The organism is Oceanomicrobium pacificus (assembly GCF_009833495.1).
GTDB lineage: Bacteria > Pseudomonadota > Alphaproteobacteria > Rhodobacterales > Rhodobacteraceae > Oceanomicrobium > Oceanomicrobium pacificus.
This window is the reverse complement of sequence record NZ_WUWG01000008.1, coordinates 98916-117478: the sequence shown is the minus strand read 5'-3', so window position 1 is coordinate 117478 and position 18563 is coordinate 98916. Positions and strand designations below refer to the sequence as shown.

General features: G+C 66.2%; 16 protein-coding genes. 7 read left to right on the top strand and 9 right to left on the bottom strand.

The window, feature by feature from the left end:
* Positions 1 to 19 precede the first annotated feature (19 nt).
* The 4 genes from pstA to GSH16_RS15540 form a co-directional block, all read right to left on the bottom strand.
* Positions 20 to 1807 (bottom strand): phosphate ABC transporter permease PstA, encoded by a 1788-nt coding sequence (gene pstA, locus GSH16_RS16110; protein WP_160856536.1) that lies wholly within the window; start codon positions 1805 to 1807, stop codon positions 20 to 22.
* 12 nt (positions 1808 to 1819) lie between these two features.
* On the bottom strand, positions 1820 to 3196 hold the full coding sequence (pstC, locus tag GSH16_RS15550; RefSeq protein ID WP_160856535.1) for a phosphate ABC transporter permease subunit PstC: 1377 nt from the start codon (positions 3194 to 3196) through the stop codon (positions 1820 to 1822).
* A 117-nt stretch (positions 3197 to 3313) separates the two neighbouring features.
* The gene (locus GSH16_RS15545) at positions 3314 to 4294 is read right to left on the bottom strand and encodes a substrate-binding domain-containing protein (protein ID WP_160856534.1); all 981 of its coding nucleotides are present in this window, start codon (positions 4292 to 4294) and stop codon (positions 3314 to 3316) included.
* 133 nt (positions 4295 to 4427) lie between these two features.
* Complete coding sequence (locus GSH16_RS15540) at positions 4428 to 5726, bottom strand: sensor histidine kinase (protein WP_160856533.1); 1299 nt, start codon at positions 5724 to 5726, stop codon at positions 4428 to 4430.
* A gap of 99 nt (positions 5727 to 5825) precedes the next feature.
* Between GSH16_RS15540 and GSH16_RS15535 the strand changes: the two genes are divergently transcribed.
* From GSH16_RS15535 to ptsP, 3 genes are all read left to right on the top strand, one after another.
* Positions 5826 to 6272, top strand: coding sequence for a DUF1178 family protein (locus tag GSH16_RS15535; RefSeq protein WP_160856532.1), 447 nt, complete (start codon positions 5826 to 5828; stop codon positions 6270 to 6272).
* A gap of 123 nt (positions 6273 to 6395) precedes the next feature.
* On the top strand, positions 6396 to 7646 hold the full coding sequence (locus GSH16_RS15530) for an aspartate kinase (RefSeq protein ID WP_160856531.1): 1251 nt from the start codon (positions 6396 to 6398) through the stop codon (positions 7644 to 7646).
* An 18-nt stretch (positions 7647 to 7664) separates the two neighbouring features.
* Positions 7665 to 9932: a phosphoenolpyruvate--protein phosphotransferase gene (gene ptsP / locus GSH16_RS15525; RefSeq protein WP_160856530.1), complete on the top strand. Its 2268-nt coding sequence runs from the start codon at positions 7665 to 7667 to the stop codon at positions 9930 to 9932.
* A gap of 12 nt (positions 9933 to 9944) precedes the next feature.
* Here the strand turns inward: ptsP and GSH16_RS15520 are convergent, their stop codons facing one another.
* A complete protein-coding gene (locus tag GSH16_RS15520) occupies positions 9945 to 10466 on the bottom strand; it encodes a GNAT family N-acetyltransferase (protein WP_160856529.1) in 522 nt (173 codons plus the stop codon).
* Between the two features lie 161 nt (positions 10467 to 10627).
* Between GSH16_RS15520 and GSH16_RS15515 the strand changes: the two genes are divergently transcribed.
* From GSH16_RS15515 to GSH16_RS15500, 4 genes are all read left to right on the top strand, one after another.
* Positions 10628 to 11239 (top strand): flavin reductase family protein, encoded by a 612-nt coding sequence (locus GSH16_RS15515; RefSeq protein WP_160856528.1) that lies wholly within the window; start codon positions 10628 to 10630, stop codon positions 11237 to 11239.
* 12 nt (positions 11240 to 11251) lie between these two features.
* Positions 11252 to 12136, top strand: a complete 885-nt coding sequence (locus GSH16_RS15510; protein WP_160856527.1) for an S-methyl-5'-thioadenosine phosphorylase — start codon at positions 11252 to 11254, stop codon at positions 12134 to 12136.
* 86 nt (positions 12137 to 12222) lie between these two features.
* On the top strand, positions 12223 to 13239 hold the full coding sequence (locus GSH16_RS15505) for an AAA family ATPase (protein WP_160856552.1): 1017 nt from the start codon (positions 12223 to 12225) through the stop codon (positions 13237 to 13239).
* A 56-nt stretch (positions 13240 to 13295) separates the two neighbouring features.
* Positions 13296 to 13835: an adenine phosphoribosyltransferase gene (locus tag GSH16_RS15500; RefSeq protein WP_160856526.1), complete on the top strand. Its 540-nt coding sequence runs from the start codon at positions 13296 to 13298 to the stop codon at positions 13833 to 13835.
* Positions 13836 to 13863: 28 nt separating this feature from the next.
* Here GSH16_RS15500 and GSH16_RS15495 read toward each other — a convergent pair whose 3' ends face one another.
* From GSH16_RS15495 to thrC, 4 genes are read right to left on the bottom strand one after another with little or no spacing between them, the layout of a single operon-like run.
* Positions 13864 to 15282, bottom strand: coding sequence for an FAD-binding oxidoreductase (locus GSH16_RS15495; protein WP_160856525.1), 1419 nt, complete (start codon positions 15280 to 15282; stop codon positions 13864 to 13866).
* Positions 15283 to 15306: 24 nt separating this feature from the next.
* A complete protein-coding gene (locus GSH16_RS15490) occupies positions 15307 to 15894 on the bottom strand; it encodes a GNAT family N-acetyltransferase (protein ID WP_160856524.1) in 588 nt (195 codons plus the stop codon).
* Positions 15895 to 15898: 4 nt separating this feature from the next.
* Positions 15899 to 17158 carry a M16 family metallopeptidase gene (locus tag GSH16_RS15485; RefSeq protein ID WP_160856523.1) on the bottom strand — a complete coding sequence of 420 codons (1260 nt, stop codon included), beginning with the start codon at positions 17156 to 17158 and terminating at the stop codon, positions 15899 to 15901.
* Complete coding sequence (gene thrC, locus GSH16_RS15480) at positions 17155 to 18549, bottom strand: threonine synthase (protein ID WP_160856522.1); 1395 nt, start codon at positions 18547 to 18549, stop codon at positions 17155 to 17157. The genes GSH16_RS15485 and thrC overlap by 4 nt, the downstream gene beginning before the upstream one ends.
* Positions 18550 to 18563: the final 14 nt, after the last annotated feature.

Sequence of the window (18563 nt, the reverse complement as noted above, 5' to 3'; positions counted from 1 at the left end):
ATCGTTCGCTTTCATCGCTTCACCAGCGCCGCTCGAACCGCTTCCGCAGGAAGACGGCCAGGGCGTTCATGATGACAAGGAATAGAAGGAGGACGCAAATCGCGAGCGAGGTGCGCGCCTCGAAGGCCCGTTCAGGGAAATCTGCCCAGCGGAAAACCTGCACCGGCAGCACAGTGGCGCTTTCGGTGATGCCACCCGGCACATCGACGATGAAGGCCACCATCCCGATCATGATGAGCGGCGCGGTCTCGCCCAGCGCCTGCGCCATGCCGATGATGGTGCCGGTCAGGATGCCGGGCATCGCCAGCGGGAACACATGGTGGGTCGAGGTCTGCAGTTTCGACGCGCCGAGCCCGAGCGCGGCATCGCGGATCGACGGCGGCACGGCACGGATCGCGGCGCGCGACGCGATGATGACCGTGGGCAAGGTCATCAGGGCCAGCACGATCCCTCCGACCAGCGGCGAGGAGCGCGGCACCCCGAAAAAGCCGATGAAAACCGCAAGGCCCAGCAGGCCGAAGACGATCGACGGCACGGCAGCCAGATTGTTGATGTTCACCTCGACAAAGTCGGTCAGCCGGTTCTTCGGCGCGAATTCCTCCAGATAGATGGCCGCCCCCACGCCGATCGGGAAAGCAAGGCAGAAGGTGACGAGCATCGTCCAGAACGAGCCGACAATCGCCCCCCAGAGACCGGCCAGTTCCGGCTCGCGGCTGTCGCTGTCGGTGAAGAAGCGGCTGTTGAAGTTGGAGGCAACGCTGCCATCCTCGCGCAGGACCTCGATCCAGACGGCCTGCTTGTCGGACACTTTGCGCGCCAGTTCCGGCACATCGAAGATCCGCAACTCCCAGGCCTCGGGGGCGAAACGCGTGCCGTCTTCGAGCGCCATGATGACCTCGGCCTGCCCGCCGTTGGGGGACAGCGTCACCATCTTCGCCCAGCCGCCGGCGAGCCTCAAGAGGACCGACGGATCTGCATTGGTCAGCTCTTCCTCGCTCCCGCCATCGGCGGCGCGCGCATCGAGCGCCTCGGCCTCGGCCAGCAACCGGTCGCGCTCGGCACTTCGGGCTGCAACCTGCGCTTCCAGTTCCGCGCGGCGCTCGGGATCCTCGACGCGTGTCAGGCGGTCCTCGAAGGCGCGCACGCCATTGTCCTGCAACGCCGCCTGCCGCCGGAGCCGGTCGGCCTCGGTCCGCATATTGTCGAGCACGCGCTCCATCGCCCCCGCGAAATCAGGCGTGTCGGACCGGATGTCCAGAAGGTCACCATCATCGACCGGCGTGACGGTCAGCGTGCCCGCATGGGCCGTCGGCACCATCCGGCCATAGATGCCTTTGAGGTACAGGTCCGCGATATCGCTCGCCAGATAGGGGAAAGCAATGGTCTGGCCCACAAGGGCCGGGTCGTCCATCACCGTCTCGCGCAACTCGAACTGCGCGCCGGAACTGACAATGTCGTACAGCTGCCGCCGGTCGGTCCGGCTGGACGCTTCGGGGAAGCGGGCCTTCAGCACATCCTTGACCAACCCGTCGAAATTGGCCCGCCCGATCTCCTTCGGATCGCCGGTTCCCTCAGGGTCGATCTCGGCCGCATCGAGCACGGTCTCGATGGTCAGCGCATGTTCGGTCAGCGCGTAGCTCGCCTTGATGATCACCGACCAGAGCAGCGCGACAAGCGCCAGCCCGGCAAGGAAGATCGCCAGCAGCCCATAGGCTTTCAGCCGCACTTCGGCAGCCTTGCGTTTCTTCATCCGTTTCGCCGCGCGGTCGGAGCCGTGCAGGTCGGACAGGGCGGTCATGTCAACCATGTCTGGCCCTCCTCAGTCGTAGAGTTCGCGATACTTGCGCACGATGCGCAAGGCCACGACGTTGAGCAAAAGGGTGATGCAGAAGAGCGTGAACCCCAGCGTAAACGCGGGACCGGCGGCCACATCGGCCTCTGTATCCCCGGTGATGAGCATGACGATCTGCACGGTGACGGTCGTGACCGCTTCGAGCGGGTTGAGCGTCAGGTTCGCGCCCTGCCCTGCGGCCATGACCACGATCATCGTCTCGCCGACGGCACGGGAAATGCCCAGGAGCACGGCCGATACGATGCCCGGCAGGGCCGAGGGCAGCACCACCTGCCGCACGGTTTCCGCCTTGGTCGCGCCAAGCCCGTAAGACCCGTCCCGCAACGATTGCGGCACCGCATTGATCACATCGTCCGACAGCGAGGACACGAAGGGAATGATCATGATGCCCATGACCACACCGGCAGCCAGTGCGCTTTCCGACGCGACCGACAGGCCCAGCGCCTCGCCGGTGCCGCGTATGAAGGGCGCGACGGTGATCGCCGCGAAGAAGCCGTAGACCACGGTCGGCACGCCGGCGAGGATTTCAAGCATCGGCTTGGCCCAGCTGCGCACCTTGGGACTGGCGAAATCCGACAGGTAGATCGCGGCGAAGAGCCCGATCGGCACCGCGACCAGCATCGCGATGAGCGTGATGAGGAATGTGCCGGTAAAGAGCGGAACCGCTCCGACCTTGTCAGGGTCCATCTCTCCGGAATGAACACCCGAGAGCGGGCTCCAGCGGGTGCCGAACAGGAACTTGTCGATCCGCCAGTCGATCTTGGCAAAGAAGCCGAGCGTCTCGAAGATCAGGCTGAGCACGATGCCGACCGTGGTCAGGATCGCGATGACTGCACAGATCATCAGGATCGTGCGCAGGATCGCCTCTGCCCGGTTGCGGGCGCGGAACTGCGGCGAGATGCGGGTGAAATCGTAGAAACCGACAGCGAGGGCCGCCAGAACCGAAAGCACCAGAGTTGTCCACTGGCGCAGCGTGTCCTTGGCTGCGAAACTTGCGGCGATTTCCTCGCGCAGCGGGTCGACGGTGGAGGCCACATTGCCTTCCGCGATGGACACAGCGTCCGACAGGATCAGGTTCTGCTCGATCTGGGCGAGGTCGGGCTGCGCCTCGGCGATGCGCGACAGAAGCTGGTTCTCGATCACGGCGGGCCAGGCGACCTGCAAGGCCACGAGCACGACAAGCCCGGTCAGGACCGAGCCGAGCGTCAGGTAGAGCCCATGATAACCGGGCCGCGAATGCAGGCTTTGCAGCCGGCCATCGGCCATTTGCAGCGCCCGGTTGCGCCCCAGCAGGAAGAAGAGGATGCCGAGCCCGATCAGGACCAGTGCGGTGACGCTTGCCACAATGTCTCTCCAGTCTTCTCCGTCATCCCTGCGCCGCTGCGCACCTCGGGAAGACGGGTCTTCAAAAAACAGGCAGGGACGCCACGCGGCGCCCCTGCCAAAGGATCACAAGATCGCTCAGTCCCACTCGTTTCCGGTCATCACGGTCAGGTTCGCGATGGCATCGGCATTGGCGTCGAACAGGTCCTCGGTCAGCGGGATCAGACCCTTGTCGACGAGGTAGCCCTCTTCACCGGCCGCTGCGTCGGAGGCGAACTCGCCTGCATATTCGGCAATGCCCGGAACGACGCCCACATGGGCGACCTTGATGTAGTAGTAGAGCGAGCGCGAAACCGGATAGTCACCGGCCGCGATATTCTCGAAGGTCGGCTCGACACCGTCCACGGTGGCGCCCTTCAGCTTGTCCGCGTTCTGGTCGAGGAAGGAGAAGCCGAAGATGCCGAGCGCGTTCGGGTTTGCGGTCAGCTTGGAGACGATCAGGTTGTCGTTCTCGCCGGCTTCGACATAGACGCCGTCTTCACGGATCGAGATGCCGTCGCATTCGATGTTGGCGCCTTCACAGCCTTCTTCCATCACCAGTTCCTCGAACGCGTCCCGCGTGCCGGAGGAGGGTGGCGGGCCAAGCACTTCGATCTTGGTGGCGGGCAGCGAGGGGTCAACCTCATTCCACATCATCGGCTTGGGGCCCTGCTCGGCCAGAGCGATGACGAGCTGTTCGCGGGTCAGGGCAAATTCCGGACCGCCGGTCGCGTTGGCGACCACGATGCCGTCATAGCCGATCATCGATTCAACGATGTCGGTCACGCCGTTGCCGTTGCAGGTTTCGAATTCGGTCTTTTTCATGCGGCGGGACGCGTTGGTGATGTCGGGATGCTCGACACCGACACCGGCGCAGAAGAGCTTGAGGCCGCCGCCGGACCCCGTCGATTCAACGACAGGCGTCTTGAAGTCGGTGGTCTTGCCGAACTGCTCGGCCACGGCGGTCGAGAAGGGGAAGACGGTAGACGAGCCGACGATGCGAATCTGGTCGCGGGCCTGGGCGGCACCAGCGGCGAGCGTCACGGCAACAGCGGCAACGGTGAGCGAGCTGAATTTCACGGGTTTTCTCCGTATTCGGTTTGGTCGTTCCACATCCGGTCCGCATGACCGGTGCTGGGCGCAACCTATGAGCCGTCTGCCACGCTTTTATTGCAAAGGAGCGACGGTTTTATGACAGGTCAGATGGTTGAAATCAGGCCGGTTTTCGCGCCGCCAACGCAGAATCACCCGGTTTTGCGACAGAATCGTCCCGCGGCAGCCAGACCGTGAAATCGCTGCCTTCGCCGGGGATGGACGTGATCCGCAATTCGCCCCTGTGGCGAGCAAGAATATGTTTCACGATAGCAAGCCCCAGACCGGTGCCGCCCTTGTCGCGGTTCTGCGTGGCGCTGACGCGGAAAAACCGCTCGGTCAACCGGTGGAGCTGGTCGCGCGGGATGCCCGGACCGGTATCGGACACGGTGATGCCAAGCATGTTGGGAAAGGACGGATCGGCTTCGGCCAGATGCACGCGCACCATGGCCCCGGCACCGCCGTAGCGCAGCGCGTTGGACACCAGATTGGTCATCACCTGATAGATCTGCCCCTGATCGCCGATCAGGATCGTGCCCTCCGCCGGCAGGTCGCAGTGCAGGCTGGCGCCGGTATCCTCGGCCAGCGGGGCCAGTGCCGCGCAGACCTCGCGCCCGATCTGGACCGGATCGCACAGCGTGTCGGGCCGGATATGTTCGTTCATCTCGATCCGGTTGAGCGACATCAGGTCCTCGACCAGACGCTGCATCCGCTGGCCCTGCCGGTAAATGATCGCCAGAAACCGCTCCTGCGCGTCCGGATCATCCTTCGCATGGCCCATCAGCGTCTCGACATAGCCGAGCACCGACGCCAGCGGCGTGCGCAATTCGTGGCTGGCATTGGCCAGAAAATCGCGGCGCTGCGCCTCTGCGCGATGCGCCTTTGTGCGGTCCTCGATCTGGACGAGCACCTGGCCGGTGCCGAGATCCCCGCCGTCCGGCAGAGCGACGGCCCGCGCCTCGAAATACATCTCCCGGTCCTGATAGACAGTGAATTCCACATCGCGCGGCTGGCCGTCGCGGGCGGTTTCCGTGACGGCCTCGACAAAGGCGGGCGCGCGGAACAGTTCGGAGAAATGCCCGTCCAACCGGACACGCGGCAGGGTCGCCGTGGCGGCCGGATTGGCATAGGTGATCCGCCCGCGGCCGGAGATGACAAGGATTGGCGTCGGCATCTGTTCCAGCATCGCGCGGCCGAAGCCAGCGGGCAGCGCCTCGTTGAGCGTCGCGGGCGGCTCTTCGGGGGCCTCTTCGGGTTCCGTGCGGTAGAGCACCACCTCCAGCACCAGACCGGCGAGAACGAACATTGCCAGCACCAGCAGGAACACGATCGCCGCGGGAGCGCCCAGCGCCGTCAGCGCCGCGGCGACCGTCGCGGCACAGAAAGCCGCTAGTGCGAATGCCCAATATCGTGCCGTCATTCCCCTGTCCGGGCGCTCCTCTCGGGTGCCGACCGCCCATTGCGATCAGCGCGTTAGCCTATATGTATATTGCGACACTGATTTGACGACGAGCCTCGAATGATCCGCTACGCCCTGAAATGCAGCGACGGCCACGCTTTTGACAGCTGGTTCGGCTCCAGCGCCGATTTCGACCGGCTGCAGGCCGCCGGCCATGTTGCCTGTGCGGTCTGCGGTTCGCCCGATGTGACGAAGGCCATCATGGCGCCCGGCGTGGCGGCCAAGGGCAACAAATCAGTCGATGCGCCCAAGGACGAGTCGCCGGCTCCGATGCTCTCCGCCCCGCGAAATCCGGTGGAAAAGGCAATTGCAGAGCTGCGCGCCAAGGTCGAGGCAAGCGCGGAGAATGTCGGCCGCAATTTCGCAGCCGAAGCCCGCGCGATCCACCATGGGGAAGCCACCGACCGCCCGATCATCGGGGAGGCCAAACCGTCCGAGGCCCGCGAACTGGTCGAGGAGGGCGTGCCGGTCCTGCCGCTTCCTTGGTCGACCCGGCGCACCAACTGACGTCCCGGGCGCTCCGCCAAGCCGGAGGTCCAATCGTCGCGGCGCACATATCTTGCGCTGCACACCCCTTGCCGGTAAGAGAGGCGCGCAAATTGCCCGTTTCTCAGCGCGAAAGTGCCTTCCATGCCCCGTCTGGTGATGAAATTCGGCGGAACCTCCGTCGCAGATCTCGAGCGTATCCGCAATGCGGCGGCGCGCGTCAAACGGGAGGTCGACAACGGGTACGAGGTGGCCGTCATCGTCTCGGCCATGTCGGGCAAGACCAATGAACTCGTGGGCTGGGTGCGCGACGCGGCCAATCCGCCGGGTGCCAATGCGCCCGGGCTCTATGATGCGCGGGAATATGATGCCGTCGTCGCCTCGGGCGAGCAGGTCACCGCGGGGCTGATGGCGCTCACCTTGCAGGAGTTGGGCGTGCCTGCGCGCAGCTGGCTCGGCTGGCAGGTGCCTGTCCGCACGACCAACGCCCACGGCGCGGCCCGGATCGAGGAGATCGAGACCGCCAATCTCGACCGCAAGTTCGACGAGGGGCTGCATGCGGTGATCGCGGGCTTCCAGGGTGTCGGCCCGGATGGCCGGATCACCACGCTTGGTCGCGGCGGGTCGGACACGACCGCGGTCGCCTTTGCCGCCGCGCTCGGCGCGGAACGCTGCGATATCTATACCGACGTGGACGGGGTCTACACGACCGACCCCCGGATCACCCCCAAGGCCCGCAAGCTCGACCGCATCGCCTACGAGGAAATGCTGGAGCTGGCGTCGCTCGGGGCCAAGGTCCTGCAAACCCGGTCGGTCGAACTGGCCATGCGCTACAAGGTGCGGCTCCAGGTGCTCAGTTCCTTCGAGGATCTGCCCGGCACGCTGGTGTGTGATGAGGAAGAAATCATGGAAAGCAATGTTGTCTCCGGCGTGGCCTATTCGCGCGACGAAGCGAAAATGACCCTGATCAGCGTGGCCGACCGGCCCGGCATCGCCGCGGCGATTTTCGGGGCGCTGTCGGATGCGGCGATCAATGTGGACATGATCGTGCAGAACATCTCCGAGGAGGGGCGCACCGACATGACCTTCTCGCTCGCTGTCGACGATGTGCCGCGTGCAAGCCAGGCGCTCGAAAATGCCAAGACCGCAGGCACGATCAACTACCGCGAACTGGAAGCCGATCCGGACGTCGCCAAAGTGTCCATCGTGGGCATCGGCATGCGCTCGCACACCGGCGTTGCGCGCAAGATGTTCGCCGCCCTTGCCGCTGACGGGGTCAACATCAAGGTCATCACCACGTCCGAGATCAAGGTCTCGGTGCTGATCGACCGCAAATATCTGGAACTCGCCGTGCAGTCCCTGCATGATGCTTTCGAACTCGAAAAGGCACCCTGAACCGGGACATGGGGCACAATGGCAGATAAGAAGGGCGTTGAATCCCGCGTCTTGCTCAAGCGCCTGCGCAACACGCTGGCCGAAGCCGGCGAAGGGCAGGAACGGCTCGACCGGATCACGACCCTGATCGCCTCCTCGCTGGTGGCGGAGGTCTGCTCGATCTATCTGCGCCGCGACGAGACGACGCTGGAGCTCTGCGCCACCGAGGGCCTGAAAAAGGAAGCCGTCCACGAGACGCGGATGCGCGTGGGCGAGGGGCTCGTCGGCATCATCGCCGAGACCGCCACCCCGATCAATGTGCCCGATGCGCCCTCGATGCCGGGCTTCCGCTACATGCCCGAGACCGGGGAGGAACGCTATTCCTCCTTCCTCGGGGTGCCGATCCAGCGGCTGGGCGAAGTGCTCGGCGTGCTCGTCATCCAGAACAAGGCGTCGCGCAACTATACCGAGGATGAGGTCTACGGGCTTGAAGTGGTCGCCATGGTGATCGCCGAGATGACCGAACTGGGCGCGTTTACCGGTCCCGGTTCCATGGCCATGGCCGCCCCGCACCGCCGGCCCTTCTTCGCCCGTGGCGTTGTCGGTCAGGAGGGCGTGGCCGAAGGCGTCGTCTACCTGCACGAGGCGCAAATCGTCATCTCCAACCCGGTGGCGGACGATCCGGCATCGGAGAAAGCCCGCCTGCACGAAGCCATGGAGGTCCTGCGCCGCGACGTGGACGAGATGCTCGCCACCGATGCCGCCATGGTGAAAGGCGAGCATCGCGAGGTTCTGGAAACCTTCCGCATGTTCGCCCATGACAAGGGCTGGCTGCGCCGCATGGAGGACGGGATCGACAGCGGTCTGGCCGCCGAGGTGGCGGTGGAGAAGGAACAGTCCGCGACCCGCACCCGCATGGCCCGCGTGCCCGACCCCTACCTGCGGGAACGGCTGCACGATCTGGATGATCTGTCCAACCGGCTGCTGCGCATCCTGACCGGCCGCGGCGCGGATGCCGAGGCCGAGATCCCGCGCAACGCGATCCTCGTGGCCCGCAACATCGGTCCCGGCGAGTTGCTCGACTACGGGTCCAAAATCCGCGGCGTGGTGCTGGAGGAAGGCTCGGTCGGCTCCCACGCGGCCATTGTCGCTCGCGCGCTCGCGATCCCGCTTGTCATCCAGGCGCCGCGAATCACCCGCGAAGCGCTGAACGGCGACCCGATCCTTGTCGACGGGGATCAGGGGCTGGCGCATCTGCGCCCCGAGGAAAGCGTCATCAAGGCCTTCCGCGAGAAGATCGCGATGAACGCTCAGGCCGCAGAGGTCTATACCCGCCTGCGCGACCGCCCGGCGCGGTCACGCGATGATGTGACCGTGAGCCTGTGCATGAATGCGGGTCTGATGGCCGACCTGCCCAGCCTGAAGGGCTCGGGCGCGGAGGGCGTCGGGCTCTACCGTACCGAGTTGCAGTTCCTGTTGCGCGCCTCGGTCCCGCGGCGCTCCGAACAGGCCGATCTCTATTCGCGCGTGCTCGACGCGGCCGACGGCCGGCCCGTCACCTTCCGCACGCTCGATATCGGGTCGGACAAGGTGCTGCCCTACATGCGCCGCACCGACGAGCCGAACCCGGCGATGGGCTGGCGGGCCATCCGGCTCGGCCTCGACCGCGGTGGCGTCATGCGGATGCAGTTGCAGGCGCTCCTGCGCGGCGCGAAAGGCCGCCCGCTCAACGTCATGTTCCCCTTCGTCGCGCAGATGGACGAGTTCATCGAAGCCCGCAAGCGGCTGCTCGACGAGGTGCACCGCGAACGGTCGCTCGGCCATGTCACGCCCGAGCTGCTGCGGATCGGCGCGATGCTGGAGACGCCGAGCCTTGCCTATGCGCCGGACCGGTTCTTCCGCATGGTCGACTTCCTGTCGATCGGCGGCAATGACCTGAAACAGTTCTTCTTCGCCGCCGACCGCGAGAATGAACGCGTCCGGCGCCGCTATGACACGCTCAATGTCAGCTTCCTGACCTTCATCGAACATATCGCGAAACGCTGCGACGCGCTCGGCACGCCGGTCTCCTTCTGCGGCGAGGATGCGGGCCGTCCCATCGATGCGCTGGCTTTTGTCGCCATGGGGCTTCGGAACCTCTCGATGCGTCCGGCCTCCATCGGTCCGGTCAAGCATCTGCTGCGCCGCGCCAATATCGCGGATGCCCGCGCGGTGATCGACCGTGCGATCTCGGACGGCGCACAATCGGTGCGGCCTGCCCTGTCGGACTATATTCGGAACCTGCCGCCGCTCGACACGCCCGACTGACCGCCGCGCCGGTCAGCCCTGCGGCGCGACCGGACCATCCCCCCAGCCGCGCACCAGCCCCGCTACGTCGTCAAACGCGCCGTCCACCAGACCGCGCGCCAGAAGCCGGTCGGGGTTCGTCGGCGGCGGAAAGTCGAGCGACCGGGCCGCAGCGCGTGAAAAGCCGAACCGCCCGTAATAGGGCTCGTCGCCCACGAGCAGCACCCGCTGCCATCCGAGCGCTCCGGCCCCGGACAGGCTTTCGCGGATCAGACCGCCCCCGAGCCCCTCGCCCTGATGGGTCGGGTGGACCGCCACGGGTCCGAGCAGAAGCGCAGGTGCGCCGCTGTCTCCGATCCGGACCGGCCAGTAGCGAATCGCACCGGCGACCGACCCGTAATCGTCCCGCGCGACGCGGCTGAGTGCCGCCACCGGCGCCACGCCTTCGCGCAGCCGGTAGGAACTCAACGCCGATCGGCCGGGCGCGAAGCAGAGGTCATAGAGCGCCTCGACCTCGTACCAGTCGTCGTCGGTTTCTGTGGTGATGGAAAGCATGCGGGGAAGGGCTCCGGGGCGTGGTCAGGCGGGGGTGCGTCCGTTCAGTGGCGCCGTCGCCAAACCGTTCCCAACATTGCCCTGCCCCTGTCCGAGATGCCTCGACATCCGGCTTACACGGCCTTAGCAATGGGCGCAAACGAAGAAACGGAGCCCCGCACATGTTCTACCGGTCCGACACGGGCGATCACGGTCTGCCGCACAACCCGTTCAAGGCCATCGTCGCGCCGCGCCCGATCGGCTGGATTTCCACGCTCGACGCGGATGGCAATGCCAATCTCGCACCCTATAGTTTCTTCAACGCCGTGGCCGATACGCCGCCGATGATCATGTACAGTTCCACCGGCGAAAAGGTCGGCATCGGCGGTGTGAAGGACACGATCGCCAACCTGCGCGAGACCGGCGAATTTACCGTCAGCATCGTCTCCTACGCGCTGCGGGATGCGATGAACAAAAGCTCCGGCGCCTATGAGGCCGGGGTCGACGAATATGCGCTGGCCGGACTGACCAAGGGCGAGAGCCGCACCGTCGCGCCGCCCTTCGTGGCGGAGGCGCCCGCAGCCCTCGAATGCAAGGTCTGGAAGATCATCGACCTGCCGGGCGAGACCAATGTTATGACCATCGGGCAGGTCACCGGCATCCACATCCGGGACGAGGTTCTGGTCAACGGGATGATCGACCTGACGCTCTACAAGCCGCTCTCGCGGCTCGGCTATCGCGACTATGCCGCGGTCGAGACGCTCTTTCCCCTGAACCGCCCCGGCCAGACCTGACGGAGCCCTCCCATGACGGACACCTGCATCGGCATCATCGGCGGCTCCGGCCTCTACCAGATCGACGGGCTCGAAGAGGCGACCTGGCAATCGGTCGACAGCCCCTGGGGCGACGCGTCGGACGAGATCCTGACCGGACGGCTCGACGGGGTGCGCATGGCCTTCCTGCCGCGCCACGGGCGGGGTCATGTCCAGAGCCCAAGCTCGATCAACTACCGCGCCAATATCGACAGCATGAAGCGGCTGGGCGTCACCGACATCTTCTCCGTCTCCGCCTGCGGCAGTTTCCGCGAGGAGATGGCGCCGGGCGATTTCGTGATCGTCGACCAGTTCATCGACCGCACTTTTGCGCGCGAGAAGAGCTTCTTCGGCGCGGGTTGTGTCGGCCATGTCTCGGTCGCCCATCCGACATGCCCGCGGCTCGGCGACGCGGCGGAGGCCGCGGCACGCGCGGCGGGCATCACAACACACCGTGGCGGCACCTACCTGGCGATGGAGGGACCGCAATTCTCCACGCTCGCCGAAAGCCGCCTCTACCGGGAGGTCTGGGGCTGTGACGTGATCGGCATGACCAACATGCCCGAAGCGAAACTCGCCCGCGAGGCGGAGATCTGCTACGCCTCCGTTGCCATGATCACCGACTATGACAGCTGGCATCCCGACCATGGCGAGGTGGATGTGAACGACATTATCCGCACGCTCTTTGGCAATGCCGACAAGGCACGGGACATGGTGGCCCGGCTTCCGTCGCTTCTCGGCGCCACCCGTGACGCCTGCCCGCATGGCTGCGACCGGGCGCTGGAATATGCGATCCTGACCCAGCCGGCAGAGCGTGATCCGGCGCTGGTCGCCAAGCTCGATGCCGTGGCGGGGCGGGTGCTCGCCGCAGCCGGATGACGGTGCGCACCGCTCCGATGCCATACCCCCTGCCCAAAGCCGCCCGTCCGGCCTAAACTCGCCCCGTCCAAGGCCAAGGAGCGCCCATGACCCAAGCCGTGATCATCGGCCGTTTCATGCCCCCGCATACGGGGCATCTGGCCCTGTGGGAGGCCGCGCTGGCGCTGGAGGACCGGCTCCATATCCTGATCGAGGACCGGGTGGATGATGCCATCCCGGCGACGCTCCGGCGGGACTGGATCGCGGCCATGTGCCCGGCAGCCATCCTGCATCTGTGTGACGGGCCGATGCCGCAAAGCCCCAAGGAAACACCCGATTTCGCGACTCGCTGGGCTGACCGGATCGGCCAGTTGATCGACGGTCCCGTCGACCGGGTGGTCGGATCGGAAGCATATTGCGTCGGGCTCGCCGATGCGCTCGGTGCCGCCTATACGGTGCTCGACCCGATGCGCGTGGCCTTCCCGATCTCCTCCACCCGGATCCGCACCAACCCGTATGCGGTCTGGTCTTTCGTGCCGCCCGTGGTGCGCCCGCACTACCAGAAACGGCTGACGCTGGTCGGGCCGGAATCGGTCGGCAAGTCGCATCTGACGCGGCTGCTCGCAGAGCGGTTCGGCGGACCCTTCGTGCCCGAATATGGCCGCCCGTTCGAAAAATACCGCCGCGAGGGACCCTATGCGGCCGAAGAGCTGCACGAGATCGCCCGCGGCCATGCCGCCCACCGGCAGGCCATCGCGCGGCAGGCGGGGCCGATCCTGTTCGAGGACACGGACGAATTGCTCACCTCGGTCTGGGCGGAGATGCTCCTCGACCGGTCGCTGCCCGATCTGGAGGCGCGGATCGTGCTGCCGGACCTCTACCTGCTGCTCGACCCTGACGTGCCGTGGGCGGAGGACCCGATCCGCTATTTCGCCCGCGACGAGGCCCGCAAGACTTTCTACGACCTGATCCGCCGCAAGCTCGACGCGCATGGCGCGACCTACCGCATTGTTTCCGGCGATTGGGCCGCGCGCGAGGCCCAGGGCATCGCGACGGTCGAGGAGATGCTCGCCAGCCCCGCCCGCCATGCCGAAGCGGCATCGCCGCGCACGCCAAACCCCTGATCCAGCGCCGGTCCGACCGGCCCCCGTCCAGACCCATGCCGAAAGGGCAGAAGACCATGCAGGCCAACGCCACCGTCAAAGACTATATCCGCACCATTCCGGACTTCCCGAAACCCGGCATCCAGTTCCGCGATGTCACGACGCTGTTCGGCAATCCGCGCGGGTTCCGCATGGCGGTCGACCAGTTGCTGCACCCCTATGCGGGCCAGCGGATCGACGCGGTTGTCGGGCTGGAAGCGCGCGGCTTCATCCTTGGCGGCGCGATCGCCCACCAGCTGACGGTCGGGTTCGTGCCGGTGCGCAAGAAAGGCAAGCTGCCGGGCAAGACGCTGCAGCAGGATTACACGCTGGAATATGGCGCGGAAGTGGTCGAGATCCATGAGGATGCGCTGCAAGCCGGCCAGAAAGTGCTCCTTGTCGACGATCTTCTGGCGACCGGCGGCACGGCCGAGGCGGGGATCAAGCTGATCGAGCGGCTTGGTGCAGAGGTGATCGGCTGCGCTTTCATCATCGACCTGCTCGATCTGGGCGGGCGCGCGCGGCTGGAAGCGATGGGCATGGACGTGCATGCGCTCTGCGCGTTCGAGGGCGACTGACGGCCGGCTTTTCAGAGGAAGCGGGCGGTCACTCCGCCCGCAACACAGCCCCGGGGTTGAGGATGCCTTTGGGATCAAGCGCGGCTTTGACCGCCCGCATGGCGGCGAGTTTCGCCGGGTCGCCATAACGTTCCAGTTCGCCGACCTTGAGCCGCCCGACACCATGTTCGGCGCTGAACGACCCGCCGAACCGGTCCACAGTGTCGTGGACCGCGCGGGTCACATCCGCCTTGCAGGCGTCATAGTCCTCCCGGCTCCGGCCCGTGGCGGGAAAGGCGTTGTAATGCAGGTTGCCATCGCCGAGATGGCCGAAACAGTTGATCCGGATCGTCGGATCGATCCGCGCCACTGCCCTGCCCGCCGCATCGATGAAGGCGGGCACCGCGCTCACCGGCACCGAGATATCGTGGGACGCAATTGCGCCCACGCGGCGGTTGCCGGCCGGGATGGATTCGCGCAACGCCCAGAAATCAGCCGCCTGCTGGCCGGTCTGGGCCACCACGGCATCGGAAATCAGTCCGGCTTCCGCCGCCTGTTCGAGGGCCGCCATGCTGCGTGCCTGAAGGGCGCTTTCCGCACCACTGTCGAGTTGCAGGAGCACCAGCCAGTCGGGCCAGTCGCCAAAGGGCCGGACATGGGCAATGCCGGTTTCCGCCAGAAAGGCCGGCCCCTGCCGGTGCATGAGTTCGAACCCGGTGATCGCCTCGCCCAGCCGGTCGCGCAGGCCCGCAAGCAGGTCAAGTGCGCCGGACGGGTCCGCAACGGCTAGCAGCGCCGTCACCTGTTCCTTCGGGGCGGGGAAAAGCTTCAGCGCCGCCGCCGTGATGATGCCAAGCGTGCCTTCGCTGCCGATCAGCAGGTGACGCAGATCATAGCCGGTATTGTCCTTGCGGAGCCGGCGCAGCCCGTGGAACAGGCTGCCATCCGCCATCACGGCCTCCACCCCGAGGCAGAGATCCCGCGCCGTGCCGTAGCGCAGCACCTGCGTGCCGCCAGCATTGGTAGCCAGATTGCCGCCGATCCGGCAGGACCCTTCGGAGGCAAGGGCCAGCGGGAACAGGCGGTCAGCTTCTGCCGCGGCGGCCTGCACATCGGCGAGCACCGCGCCGGCTTCGACGATCGCGACATTGTCGAGCGGGTCGACCAGCCGGATCGCCTGCATCCGGTCGAGCGACAGGATGACCGGCGCTGGCCCTTCGGTCTGGACCTGCCCGCCGACGAGCCCCGTCCCGCCGCCATAGGGCACGATCCCGACACCGGCGGCGGCACAGGCTTCGACCACGGCGGCCACGGCGTCGCGGTCCTTCGGACGGGCCACCGCCGCGCCCTGCCCGTGCAACCGTCCGCGCGGCTCTTCAAGCCAGGCACCTTCGGCCGGGCGCAGACCTCCAGGACCGAGACGGGCCTCCAGCCGGGCCAGAAAGTCGCTGTCGGGCGCCTTCAGCACGGGATCGCCCGCCGGTTCACGTGTTCACTGCCCCGCATCGGTCCGCCCCCGCCGGTCGCGGCGCAGGTTCGCGTAGAGCACATGGCTCCGCCAGCGCCCGGCGATTTGCAGGTAGCTCTGCGCCACGCCCTCATATTTGAAACCTGACACTTCCAGCAGCCCGCGGGAGGGCTGGTTCTCGGGCAGGCAGGCAGCCTCCACCCGGCTGATATCGACGGTCGTGAAAGCATGGTGCACCACGGCGGCCAGCGCCTCGCGCATATAGCCCTTGCGAGCCATCTCCGCGCCGACCCAGTAGCCGACGCTGCCGGCCTGCGCCGGTCCGCGGCGGATATTGTCGAGCGTGATCGCGCCCAGAAGCCGCCCGTCGGCCTTGCGGAACAGGAAGAGCGGCACCGACCGGTCCTGATCGAAACTGCGATGCGCCCAATAGACCCGGTTGCGGAAGGCAGCGCGGCTGAAATGGTCGGGCGCCCATGTCGGCTCCCACGGTTTCAGGAACCGCTCGGACGCGCGGCGCAACTCCACCCAGTCCATGTGATCGCGCATGTCGGGCAGCCGCAGCACCAGCCGTTCGGTTTCGAGGGAGAGGCGGCTGCGGCGCAGGAACATCGGATCAGGCCACCAACCTTGCCTGCAGGTCCTCGTAGGACGGGGCCTTGGAGACCGGCCCGTAGAGCGCCAGCGTCAGGGCGCCAGCGCAGACCCGCTCGGAATAGGCACGCAAGCTGTCTGGTGTCACCGCGTCGATCCGCGCCACTGTCTCATCCAGCGTCGGCACGCGATCCCAGATGGCGATCATCCGCGCCAGCCGCTCGCAGCGGTTCGACGGGCTTTCCAGCCCCATCAGCAGCCCGGCTTTCATCTGGCTGCGCGCACGGTCCAGTTCGGGCGTGCGCAGGTCGTCGGCCACGCGGCGCAGCTCGTCGATCGTCAGTTCCGCCAGTTGCGGCAGATCGTCGGCACCGGTGCCGGCATAGATGGTCAGAAGCCCGCTATCGGCAAAGGCGCTTGCCTGCGCGAAAATCGTGTAGCAGAGGCCGCGCTTCTCGCGCACTTCCTGGAAGAGCCGCGAGGACATGCCGCCGCCGAGCACGACGGAGTGGATTTGCGCGTCATAGACATCCGCCGCGCGGTAGCCCGGCGATTCCAGAGCCAGCGCGAAATGCACCTGTTCAAGGTCCTTCTCGCGGCGCACATCACCGCCGACATAGTGCGCGCCCTGCTCCGCCGGCGGGGTCCGCGGCTCCAGATGACCGAAGAGCTCCTCCGCCTGCCGGACGATCACATCATGATCGACCGCACCCGCCGCCGCGATGACCAGCTGGCCCGGACCGTAATATTCACCGACGAACCGTTGCAGGTCGCTGCGGTTGAAGGCCCGCACCCGCTCGGCCGGACCGAGGATCGTGCGCCCCATCGGCTGGGCAGGGTAGCTTGCCTCCTGCAACCAGTCGAAAATCACGTCATCCGGCGTGTCGTGGCTCTGGCCGATTTCCTGCAGTATCACGGTGCGCTCGATCTCGATCTCCTTGGGGTCGAAGACCTGATTGAGCACGATATCCCCGATCACATCGAGCGCGAGACCGGTATCCTCTTCGAGCACACGGGCATAGTAGGCGGTCATCTCGCGGCTGGTATAGGCGTTGATATAGCCGCCCACATCCTCGATCGCCTCCGCGATCTGGAGCGCGCTGCGCGTCTTCGTGCCCTTGAAGGCCATATGTTCAAGGAAATGGGCGATCCCGTTCTGCTCGGGCGCCTCGTGCCGGCCGCCCGCCAGCACCCAGACGCCGATGGAGGCGGATTTCATCGACGGCATCCGCTCGGTGACGACGCGCAGGCCGTTGCCCATCCGGTGAACCTGAACGGTCATGCGCGGCGTCCCTCCCGAATGGTCGCCTGCAGGGCCGCGAGGTCGTTGTCCACTTGCGTGACCCGCTCCGGCCGGTCGAACAGATCGGCCATGCGGGGCGGCAGCGCCGGCCGCAGGCCGGTCGCGGCTTCCACCGCGTCGGGAAATTTCGCGGCATGGGCGGTTGCCAGCACCACCATCGGGACAGACGGATCACCGCGCCTGTCGGCCGCCACCTTGATGCCCACGGCCGTGTGCGGGCAGACGATCTGGCCGGTGGTCTGGCGCACCCGCGTGATGGTGGCGCGCGTCTCGTCCTCGTCCGCGCGGCCGCTGTCAAACTCCTCGCGCAGCCGGTCGACAGCGCCCTGGCTGAGCGCGAAAGACCCGCCATTCTTCAGGTCGGACATGAGCTGGTCCACCGCCGCGCCCTCGCGGTCATAGAGATCGAAGAGCAGACGCTCGAAATTGGAACTGACCTGAATGTCCATCGACGGGGAGATCGACGGCGTGACCCCTTCGGTCTGATAGCGCCCCGTCTCCAACGTGCGGTGCAGGATGTCGTTCCGGTTGGTGGCAATCACCAGACGGTCAATCGGCAGGCCCATGCGCTTGGCGACATAGCCCGCGAAAATATCCCCGAAATTGCCGGTCGGCACAGTGAAGCTGACCTTGCGGTGCGGCGCACCGAGCGACACGGCAGCGGTGAAATAGTAGACCACCTGCGCCAGCACCCGTGCCCAGTTGATCGAATTGACGCCCGCCAGCCCGACCGCGTCGCGAAACGCGAAATCGTTGAACATGTCCTTCAGACGGGCTTGGCAATCGTCGAAATCGCCCTTCACCGCCAGCGCATGAACATTGGCCTCGGACGGGGTCGTCATCTGGCGGCGCTGCACGTCCGAGACACGCCCGTCCGGGAAGAGGATGAACACATCCACCGCATCGAGCCCGCGAAAGGCCTCGATCGCTGCCGATCCGGTATCGCCGGAGGTCGCGCCGACAATCGTCACCCGCTGCCCGCGCCGCGCCAGCGCAACCTGGAACATCTGGCCGATCAGCTGCATCGCCACATCCTTGAAGGCGAGCGTCGGGCCGTGGTGCAATTCCATCAGGAAGAGGTTGGGATCAAGCTGGCTGAGCGGCACCCGCGCCGCATGGCCGAAGCTCGCATAGGCGCGCGCGATGATGTCGCGGAACTCGGCATCGGTGAACGTGTCACCGATAAAGGGGCGCATGACGCGGAAGGCCACCTCCTCGTAGGACAGGCCGGCGAGCGCGGCGATCTCGTCGGTGCTCATCTGCGGCCAGCTCTCCGGCACATAGAGCCCGCCGTCGCGTGCGAGCCCGGTCAGCATCGCCTCTTCGAAATTCAGGTCCGGTGCCGCACCCCGGGTGGAGACATATTTCATCGTGCCCTGCTCTT

Excerpts from the sequence above, each read along its gene's own strand:
- pstA (WP_160856536.1), bottom strand. The coding sequence starts at position 1,807 with ATGGTTGACATGACCGCCCTGTCCGACCTGCACGGCTCCGACCGCGCG.
- GSH16_RS15540 (WP_160856533.1), bottom strand. The coding sequence starts at position 5,726 with ATGACGGCACGATATTGGGCATTCGCACTAGCGGCTTTCTGTGCCGCG.
- GSH16_RS15535 (WP_160856532.1), top strand. The coding sequence starts at position 5,826 with ATGATCCGCTACGCCCTGAAATGCAGCGACGGCCACGCTTTTGACAGC.
- GSH16_RS15530 (WP_160856531.1), top strand. The coding sequence starts at position 6,396 with ATGCCCCGTCTGGTGATGAAATTCGGCGGAACCTCCGTCGCAGATCTC.
- ptsP (WP_160856530.1), top strand. The coding sequence starts at position 7,665 with ATGGCAGATAAGAAGGGCGTTGAATCCCGCGTCTTGCTCAAGCGCCTG.
- GSH16_RS15520 (WP_160856529.1), bottom strand. The coding sequence starts at position 10,466 with ATGCTTTCCATCACCACAGAAACCGACGACGACTGGTACGAGGTCGAG.
- GSH16_RS15515 (WP_160856528.1), top strand. The coding sequence starts at position 10,628 with ATGTTCTACCGGTCCGACACGGGCGATCACGGTCTGCCGCACAACCCG.
- GSH16_RS15510 (WP_160856527.1), top strand. The coding sequence starts at position 11,252 with ATGACGGACACCTGCATCGGCATCATCGGCGGCTCCGGCCTCTACCAG.
- GSH16_RS15505 (WP_160856552.1), top strand. The coding sequence starts at position 12,223 with ATGACCCAAGCCGTGATCATCGGCCGTTTCATGCCCCCGCATACGGGG.
- GSH16_RS15500 (WP_160856526.1), top strand. The coding sequence starts at position 13,296 with ATGCAGGCCAACGCCACCGTCAAAGACTATATCCGCACCATTCCGGAC.
- GSH16_RS15490 (WP_160856524.1), bottom strand. The coding sequence starts at position 15,894 with ATGTTCCTGCGCCGCAGCCGCCTCTCCCTCGAAACCGAACGGCTGGTG.
- GSH16_RS15485 (WP_160856523.1), bottom strand. The coding sequence starts at position 17,158 with ATGACCGTTCAGGTTCACCGGATGGGCAACGGCCTGCGCGTCGTCACC.
- thrC (WP_160856522.1), bottom strand. The coding sequence starts at position 18,549 with ATGAAATATGTCTCCACCCGGGGTGCGGCACCGGACCTGAATTTCGAA.